This window comes from Rhodococcus sp. 06-156-4 (assembly GCF_002259345.1).
In the GTDB taxonomy this organism is placed as follows: Bacteria; Actinomycetota; Actinomycetes; order Mycobacteriales; family Mycobacteriaceae; genus Rhodococcoides; species Rhodococcoides fascians_E.
Genome location: NZ_NPGB01000025.1, coordinates 39,815 through 61,759 on the forward strand (window position 1 = coordinate 39,815; position 21,945 = coordinate 61,759).

Annotated in this window: 16 protein-coding genes; 12 read left to right on the top strand and 4 right to left on the bottom strand. The window is 65.1% G+C overall.

Features of this window, described 5'->3' with window-relative positions; genetic code table 11:
• Positions 1–24 precede the first annotated feature (24 nt).
• Together CH290_RS15960 and CH290_RS15965 are read left to right on the top strand one after the other, a co-directional pair.
• Positions 25–1,080 (top strand): ChuX/HutX family heme-like substrate-binding protein, encoded by a 1,056-nt coding sequence (locus tag CH290_RS15960; RefSeq protein WP_020113030.1) that lies wholly within the window; start codon positions 25–27, stop codon positions 1,078–1,080.
• Between the two features lie 101 nt (positions 1,081–1,181).
• A complete protein-coding gene (locus CH290_RS15965) occupies positions 1,182–2,072 on the top strand; it encodes a TY-Chap domain-containing protein (protein WP_033187810.1) in 891 nt (296 codons plus the stop codon).
• On the opposite strand, the gene recD is transcribed toward CH290_RS15965, so the two are convergent.
• The 3 genes from recD to recC are packed head-to-tail and all read right to left on the bottom strand — an operon-like array spanning position 2,034 to position 10,521.
• Positions 2,034–3,932, bottom strand: coding sequence for an exodeoxyribonuclease V subunit alpha (gene recD, locus CH290_RS15970; RefSeq protein ID WP_033187811.1), 1,899 nt, complete (start codon positions 3,930–3,932; stop codon positions 2,034–2,036). The two genes, CH290_RS15965 and recD, sit on opposite strands and share 39 nt — an antisense overlap.
• On the bottom strand, positions 3,929–7,249 hold the full coding sequence (locus CH290_RS15975; RefSeq protein WP_033187812.1) for a UvrD-helicase domain-containing protein: 3,321 nt from the start codon (positions 7,247–7,249) through the stop codon (positions 3,929–3,931). Before CH290_RS15975 ends, recD begins: the two co-directional genes overlap by 4 nt.
• A complete protein-coding gene (gene recC, locus CH290_RS15980) occupies positions 7,246–10,521 on the bottom strand; it encodes an exodeoxyribonuclease V subunit gamma (protein ID WP_080748561.1) in 3,276 nt (1,091 codons plus the stop codon). The genes CH290_RS15975 and recC overlap by 4 nt, the downstream gene beginning before the upstream one ends.
• A 117-nt stretch (positions 10,522–10,638) precedes the next feature.
• Between recC and CH290_RS15985 the strand changes: the two genes are divergently transcribed.
• The 5 genes from CH290_RS15985 to fahA all read left to right on the top strand — a co-directional run bounded on the left by CH290_RS15985 (position 10,639) and on the right by fahA (position 14,916).
• The gene (locus CH290_RS15985) at positions 10,639–11,052 is read left to right on the top strand and encodes a nuclear transport factor 2 family protein (RefSeq protein WP_052082938.1); all 414 of its coding nucleotides are present in this window, start codon (positions 10,639–10,641) and stop codon (positions 11,050–11,052) included.
• 42 nt (positions 11,053–11,094) lie between these two features.
• Positions 11,095–11,622, top strand: a complete 528-nt coding sequence (locus CH290_RS15990; RefSeq protein ID WP_020113024.1) for a MarR family winged helix-turn-helix transcriptional regulator — start codon at positions 11,095–11,097, stop codon at positions 11,620–11,622.
• A 75-nt stretch (positions 11,623–11,697) separates the two neighbouring features.
• Positions 11,698–12,891, top strand: coding sequence for a homogentisate 1,2-dioxygenase (locus CH290_RS15995; RefSeq protein ID WP_033187813.1), 1,194 nt, complete (start codon positions 11,698–11,700; stop codon positions 12,889–12,891).
• The gene (locus tag CH290_RS16000) at positions 12,888–13,685 is read left to right on the top strand and encodes a hypothetical protein (RefSeq protein WP_033187814.1); all 798 of its coding nucleotides are present in this window, start codon (positions 12,888–12,890) and stop codon (positions 13,683–13,685) included. The genes CH290_RS15995 and CH290_RS16000 overlap by 4 nt, the downstream gene beginning before the upstream one ends.
• 55 nt (positions 13,686–13,740) lie before the next feature.
• The gene (gene fahA, locus CH290_RS16005; protein WP_033187815.1) at positions 13,741–14,916 is read left to right on the top strand and encodes a fumarylacetoacetase; all 1,176 of its coding nucleotides are present in this window, start codon (positions 13,741–13,743) and stop codon (positions 14,914–14,916) included.
• Here fahA and CH290_RS16010 read toward each other — a convergent pair.
• Positions 14,913–15,575 carry an IclR family transcriptional regulator gene (locus tag CH290_RS16010; RefSeq protein ID WP_052060039.1) on the bottom strand — a complete coding sequence of 221 codons (663 nt, stop codon included), beginning with the start codon at positions 15,573–15,575 and terminating at the stop codon, positions 14,913–14,915. The two genes, fahA and CH290_RS16010, sit on opposite strands and share 4 nt — an antisense overlap.
• 196 nt (positions 15,576–15,771) lie before the next feature.
• Between CH290_RS16010 and CH290_RS16015 the strand changes: the two genes are divergently transcribed.
• The 5 genes from CH290_RS16015 to CH290_RS16035 are packed head-to-tail and all read left to right on the top strand — an operon-like array spanning position 15,772 to position 21,894.
• Positions 15,772–16,596 carry an SDR family NAD(P)-dependent oxidoreductase gene (locus CH290_RS16015; RefSeq protein WP_033187817.1) on the top strand — a complete coding sequence of 275 codons (825 nt, stop codon included), beginning with the start codon at positions 15,772–15,774 and terminating at the stop codon, positions 16,594–16,596.
• Positions 16,589–18,028 carry an FAD-dependent oxidoreductase gene (locus tag CH290_RS16020; protein WP_033187993.1) on the top strand — a complete coding sequence of 480 codons (1,440 nt, stop codon included), beginning with the start codon at positions 16,589–16,591 and terminating at the stop codon, positions 18,026–18,028. The genes CH290_RS16015 and CH290_RS16020 overlap by 8 nt, the downstream gene beginning before the upstream one ends.
• A gap of 39 nt (positions 18,029–18,067) precedes the next feature.
• A complete protein-coding gene (locus CH290_RS16025; RefSeq protein ID WP_371828557.1) occupies positions 18,068–19,402 on the top strand; it encodes an MFS transporter in 1,335 nt (444 codons plus the stop codon).
• Positions 19,403–19,413: 11 nt separating this feature from the next.
• The gene (locus tag CH290_RS16030) at positions 19,414–20,187 is read left to right on the top strand and encodes an SDR family NAD(P)-dependent oxidoreductase (RefSeq protein ID WP_033187819.1); all 774 of its coding nucleotides are present in this window, start codon (positions 19,414–19,416) and stop codon (positions 20,185–20,187) included.
• Between the two features lie 51 nt (positions 20,188–20,238).
• On the top strand, positions 20,239–21,894 hold the full coding sequence (locus CH290_RS16035; protein WP_495677199.1) for an FAD-dependent monooxygenase: 1,656 nt from the start codon (positions 20,239–20,241) through the stop codon (positions 21,892–21,894).
• Positions 21,895–21,945: the final 51 nt, after the last annotated feature.

Here is a 21,945-nt window from a genome sequence, read left to right on the forward strand (position 1 = left end):
CAGTACTTCCTCAGGAGTATCACCATGTCCGCGCCATCCAGTTCGGATGGGGATCGGTCCGACGATCCCACATCCACCCCCGGCCCGCCGGCTCTGCCAAGCGGCTCACGCAGACCCTGCGGCCGCCACAGTGAATGCCGTTGCGCGGCTGCAGCACCCACCGACGCGGGTGACTCGGCCGCCATCAGTGACCTTGACGCACTGCTGACCAAGCCGGACTTCTCGGGCGAGCAGATCGGCGGCGGCGCCGCAGGAGTTGCCGAGTTCTTGCCCCTGCTCGACGAGACCGTGGCCATCACGGTCTCGGGACCGGCGGTGATGAACGACGTCGGTCATTACGACGTCCCCACCGAGATCGGCGGACCGATCCGAACTGCGAAAAATCGAATCTCGCTGCGTATGAACATGTCTCGCCTCCACGCCGCGGTTGCCACCGACCCCGATCAGTACCTCCCTCCGACCTTGAGGATGTTCGACACCACCGGGTTCGCGGCGCACGCAAGCTATCTGACGCCCCGATCGGACAGGTTGGCGTTCGAGGCACTGAGATCGGTGCGCACGCGGCCGTCGTACGCGGTGGTGCCACGACCCCGCACCCCTGTCTCCGACGCGGACGCTCTCGCCGAGTGGGAGGGCGCCGACCAGATTCAACAGTTCGACTCGATCCTCGCCGACGGCGGCGTGGCTCGGCAGGCTGCGCTTCCGGCGTTGGCCTCGCTCGGCACGCGGCAGATCGATCCGACGGCAATCGCGGGCGCGCTCGAGCACCTCGCCTACCTCGAACTTCCCATGACGATGGTCACCGCGGGCGCGGGATGCATGCAGATACATCACGATCATCTCATCGCCGCACGCATGACCGGCGGCAACCTGACACTCGCGTCCGGACTGTGCCGCATGATGGTGGACCTGACCCACGTCACCGAATGCTGGGCCACCGTCACCTCCGGCGTACGCGGCCCGACAGCGTCCATCGAACTCTACGACCGACGAGGCCACTGCCCCGTGCTGTTCACCCAGACCGGCGCGACGGACTCCGTGGTAGCAGGCGTGTGGCAGGAGATCGTTCACTCTCTCTGACTCGTGCCTCACCAACTTTGTCGGACCCAGCCGATATCTTTCGAGGGCGGCGGTTACAGCCGGGTGAAACTTCGAGAATCCGGTTCGACGAAGGAGCGCATGTGTCTACCGAGCAGGGTGGTATCGAGCACGGTCCGTTCGATGCCGGTGCTTTCGATGCCGGGGTGTTCGATGCCGGGGTGTTCGATGCCGATGTCGCGGGTGCGTGGCAGCGGTTCGAGAAGAACCTCACCGCTCATGTCGCGGCGATGCCCACGGGAAGCTACGTCACCATCACCTCGGCCCAGGCATCTCATGGACAACGAGGCCAGCGGCCGTATGTGGACCTCGTGGCGATCGACGGAGACGTCATCGTCGGCGTCGCGTCGTTGCCGTCCTACCTGTACCCCGACGACGTCGACATGACGGCCGCCGATCGGCGCCTGCACGGTCTCGGCTGGTCGGAGGCCGGGAAGCCGATGCTCGACGGCACGGTGATGGACTTCACCGTCGACGGACCGCGGGACGAGGCGGATCTGCTCGCCACGGTCGCGGTTGCCACGTTCCGCGAAGTGTGGGACGTGCCCCATCCGTCGTTCCTCAGTGCGTGGACGGTCGGTCTGGCCGACGGCGCCGGCGGACCGGTAGCGCTTGCTCACGAGCCACACCCCGTCGCGGCAGCATCCACCGAACGGCAGGCGTCCACCGAAGTGCCGGAGGGCCTCCGATCACTGCACACGTTCTGCGAGCTCGCCGGCGGTCCGTTGGACAGTGTGACGGTGGCGTCCCTCTGCGGCGCCGACCGGTTGGACGAACTGGCTGCCACTGCGGGCGTGCACGCCGACCGGGCAACCGCTCGGGCGTTCGAGCTCCGTCGCCGGGGTACGCCGGCTCGGGCGCGCGTCTGGGAACAACAGGCGCGGTCGTGGTCGGACACCGCAGTCAGTCTGCGTCGCCACCTCGGCTCCGCGTCGTCACTCGACGATCGTCCGGCGAAGTCCGCTGGCTCGTAGCACCTGACGTTCCACGCCGGCGCGCAATGCGTCCTCGGTACCGATGATCCGCACATGTTTCCGTGCTCGCGTGATGGCCGTGTACAGCAGTTCACGCGTCAGCAGTGACGAGGCTTCCGCGGGCAACAGCACGGACACGGTGTCGTACTGGCTGCCCTGGCTGCGGTGAATGGTCATCGCGTACACCGTTTGCACCGACGACAGCACATTCGGATGCACCAACAGAGGCGTGCGTCCCCGCTGGAACGCGGCCATCAACGCGCCCCCTCCGGTATCGATCACCACTCCCGTGTCGCCGTTGTAGATGCGTGCGTCGTGGTCGTTCGCGGTGACGAGCAACGGCTGGCCCGGGTACCAGCGCGAAGGATCGAGAAAGGTGCCGGACGACTCGCCCACCCAGTCCATTGCTCGGCGCGCCCACGTCTGCACCCCGTACGGGCCCTGACGGTGTGCGCACAGAAGTCGGTGCGATTCCAGCTCCGCCAAGGCCGTGGATGCGTCACCGGCGCGGGCTGCGTCCGTCACCGACGCGGCGGTGGACAGAACATCCGCCTGAAGTTCGGACAGCTCCGACGGTGAATGAAAGGAGAGCTCGTCCGGTCTGTCCTTCAGCAACGCGATTGCGTCGTCCGCTCGCCCGTCGCGAACATCGACGGCAAGTTCCGCGATGGCACCGCCGAACCGTCGGCCTCGGCTCAACCGCACGACCCCGCCTGCCAGACGGGCCCGTTCCTTCGCCGACAACGCGGCCTCGTGCGGATCGCTGACGGCGTCGAGGTCGTCCTCGATCAACGCGGTCAGCGGCGAGGCGTGCCGTCCGTCCGAATGTCCGCCGTCGGCAGCAGCAATGCTTCGGATCGGACGAGCCACCAGGTCCGCGAGGACGGCACCGGCATCGACGGACGTCAGCTGATCCGGGTCACCGACGAGCACGAGCCGGGTCTCCGGACGAACGGCTTCGAGCAGCCTGCACATCATGGTCAGCGACACCATCGACGTCTCGTCGACGACGATGACGTCGTACGGCAGGCGATTGGTTGCGTTGTGACGAAACCTGCTCTTGCTCCCCCGCTGCCAACCCAGCAACCGGTGCACCGTCATGGCAGTGATTCCCGGCGGAAGCCCGAGGGCTGCAGACTGTTCGGTCACCGATTCCTGGAGCCGCGCCGCCGCTTTGCCGGTGGGAGCAGCGAGGCCGATCCGAATCCCCGGACCGAACTGTCGAGAGAACATCGCCAGCACCCGGGCCACCGTGTGCGTCTTGCCCGTGCCGGGGCCACCCGCGATGACTGTTGTCCACTGTGTGGCAGCCAGTGCCGCCGCGATCCTCTGCCGATCCGGGGCCATCGTCGGCTGCCCGTTCTCGTCGAGGAACAGCTCGTGCAGCAGCGACCTCACCTCGTCGACGTCCACATCGGGCCTCGACGATTCGCGTGTCTCCAGAACCGTCCGAATCGTGCGCTCCTGCAGGTGATACCGATCCAGGTACAGCAGTTCACCGTCGTCGGTGTCGACGAGACGCAGTGGGACCAACGGCCCGCGATCTCCTCCCGTCACCAACGGACTGGCCCGCAACGCAGCCAACACATCCCCGAGCTCCGGCCACGGCAACGAACCGAGGTCGACGTCGGACTCCTCGTCGACGGTCACGTCCCTCAACCTCCGCAGATCCAGACACACCGACCCCGACCGCACAGCCCGGACCGCAAGAGCAGCGGCGAACAGAACATTCGGATCGGATTCTCCGCCGAGCGCACCGAGCCGGAGGGCGACGTGAACATCGGCCGGAGCCAGAACGCCGACCTCGTTGAACGTCTTCAGCAGCCCGTCCGCTCGCTTCACCAACGACGCATCGGTCACAACGGACCTCCTGGTCGACCGGATCTCGGATCGTGTCCCGCGAGAAGATCGGACACGTCGGTGACCAGTGCCGGTGGCGGGTACCAGTCGAAGACTCCGCAGCCGGCCGGTGTGTGCGGGCCTGCCATGCCGCGCACGAAAAGATACTGCACACCGCCGAGGTGGGTGCGGGGGTCGTAGTTCGGTTGACGCCAGCGCAAATACCGGTGCAGCGCAACGGCATACAACAATGCCTGCAGCGGGTAGTGCGAGCGCATCATCTCCTGGGCCATGCGCTCGCGAGTGAAGTGTTCGACGGTGAGGTCACCACTGGTGATTCTGTTGGTCTTGTAGTCGACGACGACGTAGCGCGTCCGGTCTGCTTCGTGAACACGCAGGACCGAGTCGATGCTTCCGGTCAGATACCCCCGCAGCGGCGGTGATTCGAGGGCTTCGAGACGGTCGGCATACGAGGCCAGGACGTCGTCCGCGGGCAGATGGCTGCGAAGGAGCCGAGCGATGCCCCGGATGGTCACGACCTGCGCGGTCGGGTTGTCACCGCCCGCGAGAGGAAGTTCGAAGTTCAGCTCCGCCAAGTGATCCGACGGTGCAATATCCTCCAGGGTTCCGAAACCCAGGGGTGTGCGCAATACCGGTAGCAACGCGTCGGCCAGCGCCTGCGGCTCGATGTCCGCGACGTTCTCCTCGATCGCGTCGGTGCATCGGCTCAGCAGCTCGGCCTCCACGTCATTGGCGGACGTGTCCAGGTGCTCGAGAATCTCGTGCACCAGGGTTCCGAATGCCGCTCCGGCGGGCAAACCGTTCATCGGGGACGGGATGCCCTGCATGTCGTCGTCTGGTCCGACCACCGGACCCGACGCAGGCTCGTCGGGTTCGTCTTCGATCCCCGGTTGCTCGGGCTCGCTGCGCACTCCTGGCCCCTCGTGGGCCGCCGCGGTCATGGCGGAGTAGGACGTGCGGCGCCAGAGCATGTCGAGCGAGCGTCCGAAGACCGCTGCGCCGAGCGCCGGCTGCACACGGGGCGTCGAGTCGACCGGCGCACGCGCATCGCGGCGTTCGGCCGGTTCGACCGCGACTGTCCCGTTCGCGGCCCCTGCCCATGATTCCAGCCGGTTCGCGGCGGCAGCGTCGTCGAGCACCTTCGGTCTCGGCTCCAGTTCCGCCGTTCCCGGCATTCGGCCGAACAGCACTCGGTGCAGCGGTGACCCGGCCGTCGTGATCGCAGGCGCCCACCACAGGACGACTCGGCACTGGGCTCTCGTGAGCGCCACGTACAGCAGGCGTAGCTCCTCGCCTGCCTGTTCCTTGTCGGACAGTGCTTTTCTCGCACCCCACCCCTGACCGCGCCCACCACCGACGTCGAGGATTCGTCGGTGTTCGTCGTCGTGGTAGACCAGCGTCGCGGGCTTCTGCGGCGATGTCGCGTGCCACGCGAACGGCACGTACACGACCGGAAACTCCAGTCCCTTGGTCGCGTGGATCGTTGCGATCTGCACTGCTGCAGCCTCGCTGTCCAGTCGGCGGCTGCGTTCACCGGTGTTCACCGCATGCGGATGGCTGATGCGCTCGGTCAGCCACCGGACGAGTTCGGTTGCGCCGAGCAGGTCTTCGACGGCCGCCTTGTTCAACAGCTGTGCGACGTGGCGAATGTCGGTCAGCGCGCGCTCCCCCGAATCGAGTGCCAGGAGGCGCGCCTCCAATGCCGTGTCTCCGCTCAGCTTCTCGAACATGGCCGCGAATCCCGCTCGACCGAAGAGGTTTCCGTATTCTCGTAGGCTGCTGCTCAGCCCGGCGACGATGTCGTCGGCACCGGCGTCGAGCTGCTCTGCCGTACGACCCAGCAACGGTGTGAGCGCAGCCATCCGGACGCGATCGGCTCGGTGAGGTTGTTCCATCGCTTGAAGCAGCCACAGCCACTGCGTTGCCGCGGGCGTTTCGAACACCGAGGATCCCCCGGTCAGCACCGACGGAACGCCTACCCGATCGAGAGCGTCACGAACGAGCGGAACTTGCGCGTTGTATCGGACGAGGACCGCGATGTCTCCTGGTTCGACCTGCCGTTCCACGCCGTTCAGTCGAATGGTCGTGCCGCCGGCGATCAACTCGGCGATGTCCGCGGCGAGATCGGCGGCGACGATGCCTCGCACTCTGTCGACAGCAGGGAATCCGGACCGGTTCAACGGGCCCGCACCCGTGCGTGGGAGGTACCTCACCTGGAGCGGCTCGCCGTGGCTGAGCCTGGAGTACTCGTGCGTGGCGCCGACCCGGTGAGCGACGATGCCCTCGTGGCCCAGCGCAGCGCCGCCGTACACGTGTTCCAGTGCCGCGAGCAGGCCCGCGTCGCTTCGCCAGTTGGTGGTCAGCTCGAGCCGGTGATCGGCAACGGACACCGCGTCCAGGTAACTGAACACCTCGGCGCCGCGGAACGCATAGATCGCTTGTTTCGGGTCTCCGACGAGAAGCAGCGTCGAGTTTCCGTGGAAGGCGCGGGCCAGGATTCCCCACTGCCACGGGTCGGTGTCCTGGAATTCGTCCACGAGGACGACCTGAAACTGTTCACGGACACGTGCGCACGCGAATTCGCCGAGCTCAGGATCCGCCAAGACCCCGTGCAGTAGCTCCAGCAGATCGTCGAAGTCTCGGATTCCTGCGATCCGCTTGCGTCGGCCGACCTCGGTGCGTACCTCCTCGGCGAACGACACTCGATGTCCGACGGCAGGATCGACATCCGTCTCGGGTGCCAGGACAGACTGCCTGTCGGCGATGGCCTTTCGCGCAAGCTCGCGTGCCTCCGTGAGCGTCATCGGCGGATCACGGTCCGCGACCTTGGCGTAGCGACGAAGGAAGGTGTCGTCGACGACCTCCATCGTCAGGTCCTCGACGTTCTCCACCAGCACGGCGTCCGGCTCGTTCTCCCCCGCGATGCCCAGACTGTCGAGCATCCGCTGGCAGAAGCTGTGCGTCGTCGCAATGGTGCCGGAGTCGAACTCGGACAGTGCCTGCAGCAGACGCTGCCGTCTCGCCAGAACTTCCTCGTCGGTGGTGTCGGCCAGAAAGGCCACCAGGCCGTCGTCGTGCGGACCGGGCAACGCGAGTTGTGCTGCCACCGAGGCGAACCGCGCGCGGGTTCGATCACGCAGTTCCCGCGTGGCGGCTCGGGAGAACGTGACGAGTAGCAGTTGCGAGATGTCGCACAAGCCCTCGGCGACGTAGCGCGTGGCCAATCCGACTATCGCGTAGGTCTTTCCGGTGCCCGCACTGGCTTCCAGCACTGTGGTGCCGGTGGGGAGCGGACCGTAGAGGTCGAAGTCCGTCATGGTCGCCGTACCTCCTCGTTCGCCAGTAGTGGGCGCCAGACCACCCCGGCGAGCGATTCGAACATCGTCTTCTCGGCACCTGCGCCGGAGGGGAACTCGTTCCAGTGGCCTCGGGTCAGAGCCGCGAGGGGCGCGGAGGGGCCCAGTACGTACGCGATACTGCGGTCGGTGTGGTCACCGAACCTGTCGGACCATTTGTCGCTCGCGTCCTTCCACGCGTCCTCGGCAGGCAGTCCCGCCGTTCTCCTCTCCGCGTAGACCGACGACGCGATGGGCCCGATCGGCAGTGGTGCGTCGAGGCCCGTGTCGCGCAGCGCAACCAACTCCGCCAACACCGCGAGAGCGTCGGTCGGCGCGTTCATCGTCGATCGCATCGGGTGATATCCCATCCCGCGGCCTGTCGTCACGGCCAGCCAGGGACGCGAACCGTCCTGCGCAGCAACGGCCAGAAGTCTGATCCACGCAGCGATCCGGTGCTTGGGAGCGAGCTTGGAGTACGACGTGCGCGCGATGACGTCACCGTGAATTCCGGTGACCGTCCCGGTGAGCCTGCGTCCACCGCCGAGGTCCACCGAGATGTCCACCACGCGGGGAGGAACGAGGTGTATCTCTCGCGAGGCCTCGTAGAGAGTGTCGACGCCGGTGACGATGTCTCTCAGGGACCGGGCTCCGAATTCGAAGGGCGGCAACGTTCCACGACGCATTTCCGCCGCACGGAAGTCGTCCAGCTCGGTACCGGAGAGCATCTCGTTCAACATCCGGTCCCCGACTTCCCACCGCTGAAGGCCGTCGAGGGTGATGTCGAGCGAATCGGCGATGTCGTCGTCGGTCTCGGGAATCCGCACACCGAGGCGTTGCTTCAGGAAACCCGCAATCGGGTTCTCGAAGAACGACACCAGGTCGGCGAGCGCGACATCGGTCGGCGTGCGGGCCGGCAGGCGACTCGGCAGGAACTCGTCGGCGGGGACGCTGTCCTTCTGGGCGGCGAGCGCACCCTTCAACGACACGGCGTCGAAGCTGAACGGATTCTCGGCATCGAAGTTTGGCGCATCGAACGGCTGCAACGGATGTCGGCGGACCACGTCGGCGCCTGCGGTGGTGCGTACGACGTCGAGCAGCTCGCTCAGCGGTATCGCCGGAGGTTTGGTGGATCCGTTCACGGGGTCGGCGCCGGTGTAGAACAGCAACAATTTCTGCCCGGCGGACATCACCGCGTCGAGCAGCAACTGACGGTCCTCGCTGCGGACGTCCCGTTCACCAGGTGCTGGATCCCTGGCGAGCACGTCGTCCCCGTCCATGCCGCCCGTGCGGGGGAACACTTCGTCGTCGAGGCCGAGAAGTACTACCACCCGATGCGGAACCGAACGCATCGGAACCATGGTGCACACCGTCAGCTCGCCCGTCCTGAAATTCGTTCGAGACGGGCGGCCTGCGAGCGCTCGGGCGAGCATGGCCCGGACGTCGGCGAGCCGGAGCGGTGCCGCATCGCCGTGACGTGTGGCGGCCGCGATCTCACGCAGTGCCTGCGCTCGCTGCCACGCGTCGGCCGGTGCCACGTCGGCGAGGAGGTCGAGTGCTCGAACCAGGGCACGACGCCACTCGGACGTGGTGGAGGTTCCCTGCATGTCGCGTACGACGCTGGCAAGGCGGTCGATGAATTCCGCCAGACGCCCGGTCAGATCGATGTCGCTGCCGTCGACGTCGTCGACGGGCAGGGCACGTCCGAGCCAGTGGTGCGCGGTTTCGTCGGCCGATACTCCCAGAAGCAGTCGATCGACGGCGGCGAAGAACGTGTTCTCGGTGAAGTCGTCCAAGCCGACGTCGCGTCGCTGCCGGGAGTTCAGGCCCCAACGTGCGCCAGCCACCTGCGTCCACTCGCGGAGTCGTTCCAGATCGTCGTCGGTGAGCGAGAACTGCCGTCGAACGGGTTCGGCGGCAAGCAAGTCGAGAACTTCGCTCGCGGTGATCCGCCCGACGGCGAGATCGAGCACTGTCGCCACGACGGACAGCATCGGGTTGGTCTGACGGAGACTGCGGTCGGCGAGGCGCACCCTGAGCGAGTGCCCGGGATGATCCAGCGAACCCAGTCCGAACGTCGCTCTGATCAACGGTGCGTAGGTCTCGACGTCCGGACACATCACCACCACGTCACGCGGTTCGAGTGTCGGATCCTCCTCGAAGGCGTGGAGCAACACCTCGCGGAGGACCTCCACCTGCCTGGCCGCGCCATGGCACGCGTGCACGGCGATGGTTCCGTCGGGTGTCGCCGAATGCACCGGCGCGCGTGCAGCTTCGATATCGGCTTGGACACGTCCGAGCAGGGTGGGTACTTCGAAGGATTCTTCCTCGGCGCGATCGACGATCCTAGCGTCCAGAGCAAGGAGTCTCGACTGGAGCTCTCGGACGTCCCGGGACAGGCTGGCGAGCAGCGGGTGATCGATCGTCAGGATCGATCGGTCGTCCGCACGCTTGACGATGGAATTCGACCGCGCCCTCTCGTCCCACAGCGCACGACTGGGATGCGGAAGCCAGAAGTGCACGTCTCGATGCGCTGAAATGGCTGCGACCACCTGCAGTTGATCGGTCGTCAGACGAGTAGCGCCGAAGATCGACAATCGGTCCGGAAGCCGGAGAAGATCGGGACGGCTCCGCACGACGTCACAGCTTTCCGAGAGCCGTTCCGCCGGACTCGGCGTGCCGATACGTTCACGGACCGCGCGCCACAGCTCGGCTTGCCAGCGCAGATCCTCCGGCAGGTCGCCACCGAGTCCGTCACTGTCGACGCCGCGCTGCCAGTCGACGAGCATGAGCGGCCGGTCCGCTCCGTAGGTGCGAAACAGACCCGCCAGATGGGCCGCCGTGGACCACCGACGTCCGGCGCGATGGTCGTCGGCACCGTGCCCGAGGTGGTGCGCCACCACCGCGCACCACGGCTGGTCCATCGACTCGTCGAGGACCGCGAGGGTCGCCCAGAGAACTCGATCCGTCGACCACGCGTCGTCCACCGGGTCGAAGCCCGCAGCATCTGCCAGGGCTTCGTCGACGAGCTTTGCCGGAGAGGGGAACTCGATGTTGGCGGCAACGCCGTCGCCCCCGTCACCGCCGAGGGAAACCGACAGCCGCTGCGTCAACCACCGCTCGACACCACGTGCGGGGACGGAGACGACCTCGGCCGCGAACGGATCCGACAACGGCGTGGCCAGAACATCGGCCAGAGCGGACGCGAGAACACTCGTGCGTGTCGCACGATGGATCAGCAGCGTCAACGTCACTCCCCTTGCTCGTCGCCGGCGGCGGAAATCTGACTTGACCCTACTCGAGCGACCGACATACTCTCGCGACTACGAATCGCACATTATGTGCGTTTATCGCACGGCTGAGGGAGCTTCATGATCGACGCGGAGACTGCTACTGCGATACAACATCTCTACGGCCGCCAAAGTCATGCGATCGACTCGGGACGCGCGGACGAATGGGCGCGCACGTTCACCCAGGACGGGGTATTCGATTCACCGAGCTACCCGCAGCCCGCAGTCGGCACGGCCGCGCTGACGGCGTTTGCGGAGCAGTTCTTCGCCGATGCCACTGCCGCACGGGAAAAGCGCCGCCATGTGATCACGAATCTCTCCGTCGACGATCGCCAGGACGGCTCACTGGACGTGGACTGCTATCTGCAGATCATGGCGACTCCTCGAGGTGGCGCCACTCGACTCGTACGCTTCACCGTGGTCCACGACCGAGTAGTCCACGAGAACGGCAGTTGGCGTGTCGCCTGCCGAACGGTGTCCCGCGACGATATTTGATACATACATTTATTGTCTAGCACGGTCGTTAGGGTTACTGACGTGACCGATTCCGACGAACCCGACTTCTGGTCGTTCATCGCCGCAGCCAACTCCAAGCTCGCGGGCGAGTACGGCTTCGAACATCAACTGGCAACCGAAGTACTCCTGACGCTCAACCGCGCGTCGAACATCGTCACCTACGACCTCGAATCCTCGATCCATCGGCCGCGCGGCTGGTCGTGGTCCTCGTTCCGCCTGCTCTTCGTGACCTGGCTCGCCGGACCGATCGAACCGAAGCGCGCGGCCGAACTGAGCGGAATGAGCCGAGCCGCGGTATCCAACCTGTCCAAGACACTCATTGCCGACGGGTTGCTCGTCAGGACACCCGACCAGGTCGACGGCCGATCGGTCCGACTCGCCCTCACCGACGACGGACACACCCGCATGGTCGAGTCCTTCGCCGAACAGAACGAGCGCGAACAGGCGTGGGCAAGCGTCCTCACCGAACCCGAGCAGCGGATTCTCGTCATGCTGCTGAACAAGCTGATCACCAACCGCAGCCAGTTCGACGTTCGCGGGCGCAATTGACGGCCAGGGTTGCACAGATCACTCCAAACTAGTTAATGTGTTTACTATCAGCTCAGGACACATCTAGGAGATCTCGTGGCCTACTACCGGCAACTCGGCTCGGTACCGCCGAAGCGTCACACTCAGCACCGGACACCCGACGGAGGCTTGTACTACGAAGAGTTGATGGGCGAGGAGGGCTTCTCCTCGGATTCGTCGCTGCTCTATCACCGCCACATCCCATCGGCGATCGTCGACGCGACCGTCTGGGAGTTACCCGACCAGTCGACGACGCCGAATCACCCACTAAAACCACGACACCTGAAGCTGCACGATCTGTTCCCGCCGGACGTCGTCGCAGAGACCGACGTGGTCGACGGCCGCCGACTGATCCTCGGAAACGGTGACGTCCGAATCTCGTACGTCGTCGCCACGAAGCCGTCGCCGCTGTACCGTAATTCGACCGGCGACGAGATGGTCTATGTCGAATCCGGCAGCGCTACAGTCGAAACCGTGTTCGGCGCACTGCAGGCACGCCAAGGCGACTACGTACTGATCCCCCGCGCGACGACGCATCGCTGGGTCCCCGACGGCGAGATACGCGCTTACGCGATGGAGGCGAACAGCCACATCGTCCCGCCCAAGCGGTACCTGTCGAAGTTCGGCCAGCTCCTGGAGAACGCACCGTTCTGCGAGCGTGACCTTCACGGTCCGGCCGCCCCTTTGCTTGCCGAGGGCACAGATGTCGAGGTCCTCGTCAAACACCGTGGATCCACTGGAATCGTCGGCACCCGCTACGTGTATCCGAACCACCCGTTCGACGTCGTCGGCTGGGACGGATGCCTGTATCCGTACACGTTCAACATCTCCGACTACGAACCCATCACCGGTCGTGTGCACCAGCCCCCGCCTGCGCACCAGGCGTTCGAGGGCGACAATTTCGTCATCTGCAACTTCGTGCCGCGCAAGGTCGACTACCACCCGCTGTCGATTCCGGTGCCGTACTACCACTCCAATGTCGACTCCGACGAGATCATGTTCTACGTCGGCGGCGACTACGAAGCCCGTAAGGGCTCGGGCATCGGGCAGGGCTCGATCTCCATCCATCCTGGCGGACATGCTCATGGTCCCCAGCCCGGCGCGTACGAACGTAGTATCGGCGCCGAGTTCTTCGACGAACTCGCCGTCATGGTCGACACGTTCCGCCCCCTCGAACTCGGCGAGGGCGCGCTCGCCTGCGAAGACCCGGCTTATGCCTGGAGCTGGGCTGGGCGAGGACCTGCGTCGTGACCGCATCCTCGATACCGGAGCTCTTCCACGGACTGTGCGACGACGCAGCCCTGTTCCCGCCCGGCAACGCACCTCTGGGCCACGCGGTGCCGCAGCACCTCGGCTACCGCGACGCAGCCTACGCACATCTCGTCGGGCCGTTCGTCTTCCCGATCCCGCGACTACATGAGCTGACGCCCAAGAAGATCGACCTGTCGTTGACCGCTCCTGGAGGCCCGTCGAGCGTCGCTGCAGGACTCGAAGCAGCGCAGTCGATCCCAGGCGTTTCGGTCGTAGCCGTCGAGGTCGCAATTCCGGACGGCACCGACCTGACTGCACTGCGCACCGTCGCCGACAACGTCGACGTCTACGTCGAGATCCCCCGCGACGATCGCCGACACGACATCTTCGACGCCGTCGAGCGGCGCGGTTACCGGGCGAAGTTCCGCACGGGAGGCGTCACAGCGGACCTGTATCCGGACGAGGCGGAACTGGCGGCGGGCATTGCCGAGGCCTCCCGTCGTGGTGTTCGGTTCAAAGCCACCGCAGGGCTTCATCACGCGATCCGGAACACCGCCGCGGACAACGGTTTCGAGCAGCACGGCTATCTGAATGTGCTGCTTGCAGCTCAGGCCGCGGCCGACGGTAGTTCAGTTCGTGATCTCGAACGCATCCTCGCGATCCGGGATCCCGATGTCGTGGCGAAAGAAGTCGCCGCGATCGACACCGACCGCGCATTCCTGTCGTTCGGGACCTGCAGTATCAGTGAACCGCTCGACGACCTGATTTCGCTAGGACTCATCAACCCCTTGTGAGTAGAAATGTGCACCAGGGTGCACATTTCTGCTCACAGCTCCGAAGGAGCCCCACGTGACACATATCGACGTCCCTTTCAATTCCGAGTTCGGGATCGACAACCTCCCGTACGGCATCTTTTCGACCGGTACGACCGACAAGCGCGTCGGAGTCCGGCTCGGCAACAACGTCGTCGACCTCGTGCAAGCTTTGCACGACGACGTGTTCGACCACGCGTCTCTCAACCCCTTCATGGCTCAGGGCCGCGCGCGCTGGATCGAGGTCCGCACCACGCTCACCGAGGCCGTCACGACAGACTCCGTCCCAACCGACGCAATTCACCCGCTCGACACCGTCACGATGCACATGCCGTTCGACGTGGCCGATTACGTGGACTTCTACGCCTCGGAACATCACGCCACCAATCTCGGTCGTCTGTTTCGTCCCGACGCAGAACCGTTGCTGCCCAACTGGAAACACCTTCCGGTCGGATACCACGGTCGCTCAGGTACCGTCGTCGTCTCCGGAACGGACATCGCGCGACCGAACGGTCAACGCAAGGCGCCCGATCAGGCGATGCCGTCCTTCGGGCCGAGCACTCGACTCGACATCGAGGCAGAGATGGGCTTCGTCGTCGGAATCCCGTCGAACGACCCGATCACACCGGACCGATTCGCAGAACACGTTTTCGGTGCCGTAGTCGTCAACGACTGGTCGGCCCGCGACATCCAAGCCTGGGAATACGTGCCCCTCGGCCCCAATCTCGGCAAGAGCTTCGCGACGTCGATCTCGCCGTGGGTAGTGCCGCTGCTCGCCCTCGAGTCAGCGCGAACCATCACCCCGATCCAAGAGCCGCAACCCCTCGAATATCTGCGTGAAACTCAGTCCTGGGCACTCGATATCGACCTGACCGTCTCCTGGAACGGCCACGACGTCTCGTACCCGCCGTACCGCGAGATGTACTGGTCACCCGCTCAGATGCTCGCTCACCAGACCATCAACGGAGCCACCTCGCGCACCGGTGATCTGTTCGCGTCGGGAACGATCTCCGGGCCGGAGAAGCACCAGCGCGGGGCGTTCATCGAACTGACTTGGGGCGGAGCGGAACCCGCGATACTGGGCGACGAGACTCGAACTTTCCTCGAAGACGGCGATGAGGTAGTCATCGCTGCCAACGCACCAGGACCGAACGGCACCCGCATCGGTTTCGGCGACGTCCGCGGCCGCATCGTCCCGGCAAAGAACGACTAACGCAACAGCCGACCCAATTGTGCCGCCGCGGCGACCACCGCTGCGCCGAGGCGCTTTTCGTCGTCGATCTCGAAGACGGACGCGCCGAGACTTGCCAGCGCATCACCGCGGCGGCCTGGAATCACCGCTGACACACCACCTACAGACGGAATGACCTCACCCTGGGTGACCGCATAGCCGACGGCGCGGGCCCGGGTCACTTCTGCGCGCTCGCCTTCCACCTCGGGCAGAGCGGCGAGCATTGCAAGTCCGGCGGATCCGCGGTCGATAGGATCCACCTGTCCGCCGCGAAAGGCGACGTGTACCTTCGCGCCGCGGGGTTCGACGACCATCAAAGCTCGCACCTCGTGGTCGTTCTCGCGTACGACGAGATGCACCGTCGCACCCAGCTGATCAGCGAGCTCCTCCAACACCGGACGCGCCACGGTTCGGAGATCTTGCTCGACGGGCTCGGCAAGCGCTACGAGTCCTGCCCCGAGTGCAATTCGTTTGAAGTCGTCCCGACGGCACAGGTGATGCGCCTCCAGGGTCCGCACCAGTCGGTGCGCGACAGTGCGATGCACGCCGATGCCTTCGGCGATCTCGGTTATGGACAGTCCGTTCGGATACTCGGCCAGAAGCTCCAGAACCACCAGGCCGTGATGAAGGGTTTTCGACATGCCCGAATCGAGCTGAACAGCATCTTTACCCGAGAAACCATGAGTCACTTGTCGCCCCTGTTGACGTTTGTGAGGTGGACCACCTACAGTTCGATATGTATCGCACACTGCGTGCGATTATCGCACACCTCCCGGGCCACCGCAAGCTCTGCTCCGGTCAGCCCGATCGAGAGACTTTTTCGCAAGGAGAGATTTCATGACCACCACCAATCCTGGACGCGTCGTAGACCGCACGATGACCGCGGTCTACCCGGAACTCGCGGGCAAGGTCGCCGTCATCACCGGTGCCGCGCGCGGAATGGGCTCGGTGTTCGCCAAAGGTCTTGCGGCTCGCGGTGTGAACGTCATAGGCGCCGACATCAACGACGCGCAGATGAAGGAAACAGCCGAGCAGCTGAACCGCCAGCTGGCCACCGACAAGCTCGTCGCCCAGCCCGGAAAGGTCGTCGGCGCGCGCATCGACGTCACCGTCGCCGACGATCACGAAGCCCTGGCGCAGACCGCTCTTTCAGAGTTCGGCCGAATCGACTTCTGGATCAACAACGCGGGCATCTTCCCGTTCGCCCTTGCTGCCGACATCACGCCGGAGCAGATCAATGCGACGCTGAGCGTCAACGTAGAGGGAGTCCTGTTCGGTTCTCAGGCAGCAGGCAGGCACGTGAGCGAGGGCGGCGCCATCGTCAACATGTCCTCGGTGTCCGCACTGCGTGTCCGCAAGGGCCGTGGCGCCTACTGCACCTCGAAGGCGGCCGTCGCACATCTGACGGAGTCCCTCGCTGTGGAATTCGGCGACATCGGCATTCGCGTCAACTCCATCGCACCCGGCTACATCGACACCGAGATGACCCGTTGGGTCCAAGAAGACCCCGAAGCCCTCGCAAAGGCGCTCGACGCCGTACCGCTGCACCGCCTCGGCGCACCCGAGGAGGTCTTCGGTCCACTCCTGTTCCTGTTGTCGGACAGCGCACGCTACGTGACCGGGCACAGCATCGCCGTCGACGGTGGCTCGCGCCATGTCTGACAACGATTACGACGTCGTGGTGATCGGTGGTGGCGGTGCAGGACTCGCGGCAGCTGTAACCGCAGCCGAGAACGGCGCGTCGGTGATTCTGTTCGAGGCGTTGAAGGAACTCGGCGGTTCGACGGCTCTGTCCGCCGGCCTGTTCACTGCGGCGGGGACGTCCGTCCAGCGCGGTCTCGGCATCGAGGACAGCGCCGAGAAGTACTTCCAGCACTACATGGACCTGAACCAGTGGATGCTGGAGCCCGGACTCGTTCGCGCGTTCTGCGAGAACGCCGGACCGACACTCGAATGGCTCATCGAGCTCGGTGTCGAGATTCCCGTCAGGGTCTCCGGCAACGCTCATCAGCCGGGGCTGAGTCAGGCGGGAGTCGAAGACGTATGGCGCGGACACGTACCGAAGGATCAGGGATACGGACTGGTGCAGGTTCTCGACGCCGCTCGCCGTAAGCACGGCATCGACGTCGTCCTCGATACCCGCGTTCAGTCCCTGCTCTCCGAGAACGGACGCGTCGTCGGTGTCGTCGCCGACGACGTCGAGCTCAGTGCAGGCGCTGTCGTCGTCGCGTCGGGAGGCTTCGCTCAGGACCCGACGTTCGTCGATCGCCACTATCCCGTCGCGAACAAGGCAGGCGACTCGCTGTTCGTCGTTGCCGCCGAAGGCAGTCGCGGTGACCATCTTCGCTTCGCCGAGGCGGTGGACGCGTCGATCGCCGGTGACGGATGGGGCCTGATGCTTCCCACTGTCTACTTCCAGCGGTACCACCACTGGCAGTCCGGATTCCCGCCGAAGTCACGCATCTACGTCAACGCCGCAGGACGACGATTCATGGACGAGGACGCTTCCTACGCCGTCTCTACCGGCATCATCGATCACCAGGGCGGTTCGGCGTGGATCGTCTTCGACGAGAACGCACGGGTGAATCTGCCTGTGGGGTATGCGGATTGGGCAGCCGATCGTGTCACCGAGGAGGCCGACGCCGGCCGCACCCTGCGGGCCGACACCCTCGATCAGCTTGCCGACCTGATGCAGGTCCCCGTGACGGCCTTGAACGCTACCGTCGCGCGATGGAATGCGAACCTGCCGCGCGGCGAGGACCCCGACTTCCTGCGTCATCGGACGTTGTCGAACAAGGGGAGCACCGAGAATCCCGACCCGGTCGACCAGGGCCCGTTCTACGCAGCACGGATCCTCCCCGCGGAACTGGTCTGCACACACGCAGGACTGCAGATCGACCGGAACTCGGCCGTACTGAACACCGACGGCGTTCCGATTCCCGGACTCTATGCCGCCGGTGAGGCAGGTGCCGGTGTTCTCGGCCTGCGCTACGTGGGCGGCGGTAACGCAGTAGCCAACGCGTTGACGATGGGTCGCATCGCCGGCCGAAACGCCGCGCACGCAACAGCGAGCGCCGAGGCGCTGGCGATCTGACCTCTCCACTCCCCTACCCTTGACCACTGAGGAACAATGATGACTACCAACGAGAGCGCCGTGCACTCCGAGCCCGGCCGCGAGGCCGATGAGTCGACCACGGTGAAGCAATCCCCCTTGACGGTGATACGCGCCGCCGTCGTCGGAACCGTCGTCGAGTACTACGATTTCGGCATCTACGGCTACATGGCCACGACCATTGCAGCCCTGTTCTTCGTATCGGAAGATCCCACCGCCGCGTTGCTCGGAACCTTCGCGGCATTCGCTGTTGCCTTCTTCCTTCGCGTTCCCGGTGGAATCTTCTTCGGACACATCGGTGACAAGTACGGACGGAAGAACGCGCTGTCCTGGACCATCCTGCTGATGGTCATCGCGACAGCCGGAATCGGACTGCTGCCGACGTACGTCACCCTCGGAGTGTGGGCGACCTCGGTCCTGGTGCTGTGTCGATGCCTTCAAGGATTCGCCGCAGGCGGCGAACTCGGCGGAGCGAACGCCTTCGTCTCGGAATCCGCACCGACTCGGTGGCGTGCGACTCAGACCTCGATGGTCAACACCGGCACCTACATCGGTTCGTTGTTGGCGTCACTGTGCGCACTGGCGCTGAACACCGTCTTCACCGAGGACCAGGTCCTGTCGTGGGCGTGGCGAATCCCATTCCTGCTCAGCCTCGTCATCGGCGGAGTCGGCATCTGGATCCGTAGCAAGCTCGACGACACACCGGAGTTCAAGGAGCTCGAGGACAAGGGCGAGACCAAGAAGCTGCCCATCTCGGAGCTCCTGAGCACCTCCCGCGGAAGCGTCGTCAAGATCATTTTTCTCGGCGCACTCATCACCGGCGGCTACTACATCGCTTCGGTCTACGCGGCGACGTACCTCAGGACCGAAGGCGGCCAGACTGCCCAGGCAGCATTCCTCTCCACCTCCCTGGCCCTGGTCCTGGGCGTCATCACCCTTCCGATCGCGGGCTTCATGGCCGACAAGTACGGTCGCAAGCCGGTGCTGTTCGGCGGCAGCTTCGCATCCATCGTCCTCGGCGTGCCGATGTTCATGATGATGGCGGGCGGCAGTTTGTGGCAGGCCGTCGTCGGCCAGTCCGTCCTGTTCATCGCGGTCTCGGTGGTCAACGGCGCTTCGTACGTCACCTACGTCGAGATGCTCAAGACATCGGTGCGCTACAGCGGTCTCGCACTCGGAAACAACACCACCAACATGCTCCTCGGTGGTACCGCGCCGTTCATCGCGACGTGGCTGATCTCGATGACCGGCAACGCACTGGCTCCGGCCGGTTACTTCGTGTTCTGCGCCATCCTCACGTTCGTCACGGTCTTCTTCGTCGCCGAGACCAAGGGCACCGAGCTGAAGACCGGATAGGGAACGCAGACATGAGTTTTCAAGGAAAAGTCGTTCTCGTGACCGGCGCGGGCAGCGGTATGGGCAAAGTCGAATCGCAGTTGCTCGCGCAGCGCGGCGCGAAGGTGTGGGTCACCGACATCTCGTCCACCTCGGCCCAACAGGTGGCGGGAGAGATCGTCGCCGACGGTGGCCTCGCAGAGTTTCACGCTCTCGATGTGACGTCGCCGGACTCCTGGCAGCAACTCGTGGAACGCATCGAAGACGTGGACGGCGGCTTGGACGGACTCGTCAACAATGCAGGCGTCAGCCACCGAGCGGGGATCGTCGAGACGACCGTCGAAGATTGGCACCGCGTCATGGACATCAATCTGAGTTCGGTGTTCTACGGCATGAAGTTCTGCGCGTCCTTGCTCGTGCGAGGAGGTGGGTCCATCGTCAACGTCTCGTCCATCGCCGGCATGCTCGGCTACTTCGCGGCCGGATACGGCGCCAGCAAGTGGGGAGTACGTGGTCTGTCGAAGGTCGGTGCACTCGAATTCGCCGAGCACGATGTCCGCGTCAATTCGATCCATCCCGGCCTTGTCGACACCCCACTGCTGCACTCGGGCTCTTCGGAGTTCGTCGACACCAGCCTGAAGTCCGTTCCAGCAGGTCGTGTCGCCGACTCGGAGGAGATCGCCGAGTCCGTCGCATTCCTGTTGTCCGACGCCGCTCGCTACATCACCGGGACCGAGATAGTCGTCGACGGTGGCTTGACGTCCGGCGGGATCTACCACCGAATCACCCGCGAGCTGAAGGGATGATCGTCGCAGTCATCCGCCAAGCATGAGATCGATCCGAGTATGGGCCGCAGCATGTCGCTGCGGCCCATACTCGTCCTCGTTCGATCATGCGACGGAGGTGGCGTACACGTGAGTGCAGATGTGCTGATTGCCGGAGCGGGACCCATCGGGCTGACCGCGGCGATAGAGCTGCGTAGGCGAGGTATCGACTGCCGCATCGTCGATTCCGCGTCGACTCCGCCGCAGTACGCGAAAGCCGTTGGTATTCAGCCGCGCACGCTGGAGGTGTTCGAGAACATGGGCGTTTCCGGTGCGATCCTCGATGCTTCGGTGCCGATGCGGGGTCAGATCGCGTTCGACGGAGGTGTCGAGGTCGGCCGAATCGAGCTGACGTTGCCGCCGGATGTTCCGTACTGGTTCGCCGGACTCCCCCAGTACGAAACCGAACGCATTCTCGCCGAGCATCTCGCCGGGCTGGGGACTGTGGTCGAGCGGGGCGTCGGGCTGGCGTCGTTCGAGCAGGACGAGCAGCGCGTCGCTGCGACCCTGACCGACGGATCGACGGCGGACGTGCAGTACTTGATCGGCTGCGACGGGGCCCACAGCGCGGTGCGCAAGCAGCTGGGACTGACGTTCGAGGGTGGGGCCTTCGCGGAGGGCTACATGCTGGGCGACATCGAGGTCGACTGGTCGCTACCACCGGGATACGGGGTCAGGAGCTCACACCGGACCGAGGACGGAACCGTCGACGATCTGCTGGTGGCGATCCCACTTCCCGGCCACGGTCGTTACCGGATGTCGATGTTCGTGCCGGAGGAGCTCACGGCCGCGCCCAGTGCCGGCGACGGCATCGTGCACGGCTTCACCGGTGGGCCGGCGCCCGAACTCCACCACATCCAGGCGGTGTTGGACCGGTTGTCGCCCGAACCGACGACGGCACGGAATCTGCGGTGGTCTTCCGTGTTCAAGATCAGCCACCGCATCGTCGACGCGTACGGCAGGGGACGCGTCTTCGTCGCCGGGGACGCTGCGCACATTCATCCTCCGACCGGCGCTCAGGGCATGAACACCGGCATTCAGGACGCGCACAATCTGGCGTGGAAGGTAGCCCTCTCGGTGCGGGGCATCGCCGCGGACGGCCTGACGGACACCTACGACGCGGAGCGCAGGCCTGTCGGTGAGGACGTCGTCGGGATGACCGTCCGCAGCGCCCGCGAGGGCATCGGCGCCGGTGAGAACTCCTTCGAGACGGCGATGCGTCGGCAAGCGCAGTTGTTGATCTCCTACCCGCCGGGTCCTCTCGTGTCGGCAGTCGACGACGCGTCGACCGCGGTGCAACCGGGAGAACGCGCTCCGGATGCTCGGGAGTTGCGTCGGGACATCGTCGCGTTCTCCTTCCGGTTGTTCGATCTGTTCGCCGGGGTGTCGCACACGCTGCTGCTGTGGTCGGACGTCTCGGGGGGCTCGGGGGGCTGGGTGGCGGAGTACGAGGAACTGGCAGCTGACGCCGTCTCTGCGGCACACGGCCTGCTCGACGCCTACCTGGTGGTCGCCGAGCGGGTCGACTCGACGTTGCCGGTGATCGTCGACGCGCAGGGGCAGTTTCGCGACGCGTATTCGATTGCCGGTCCCGAGGTGTTCGTCGTGCGGCCCGACGGGTACCTGGGCCACCGGGGATCTCCCGATACCGCGGCGGTCGTCGGCTATCTGAAAGGCACCTTCGCCTGAGATCGATGACTTCGCACGCCGGCGCGGGTCTTCATAGGTGTACGAAGCACA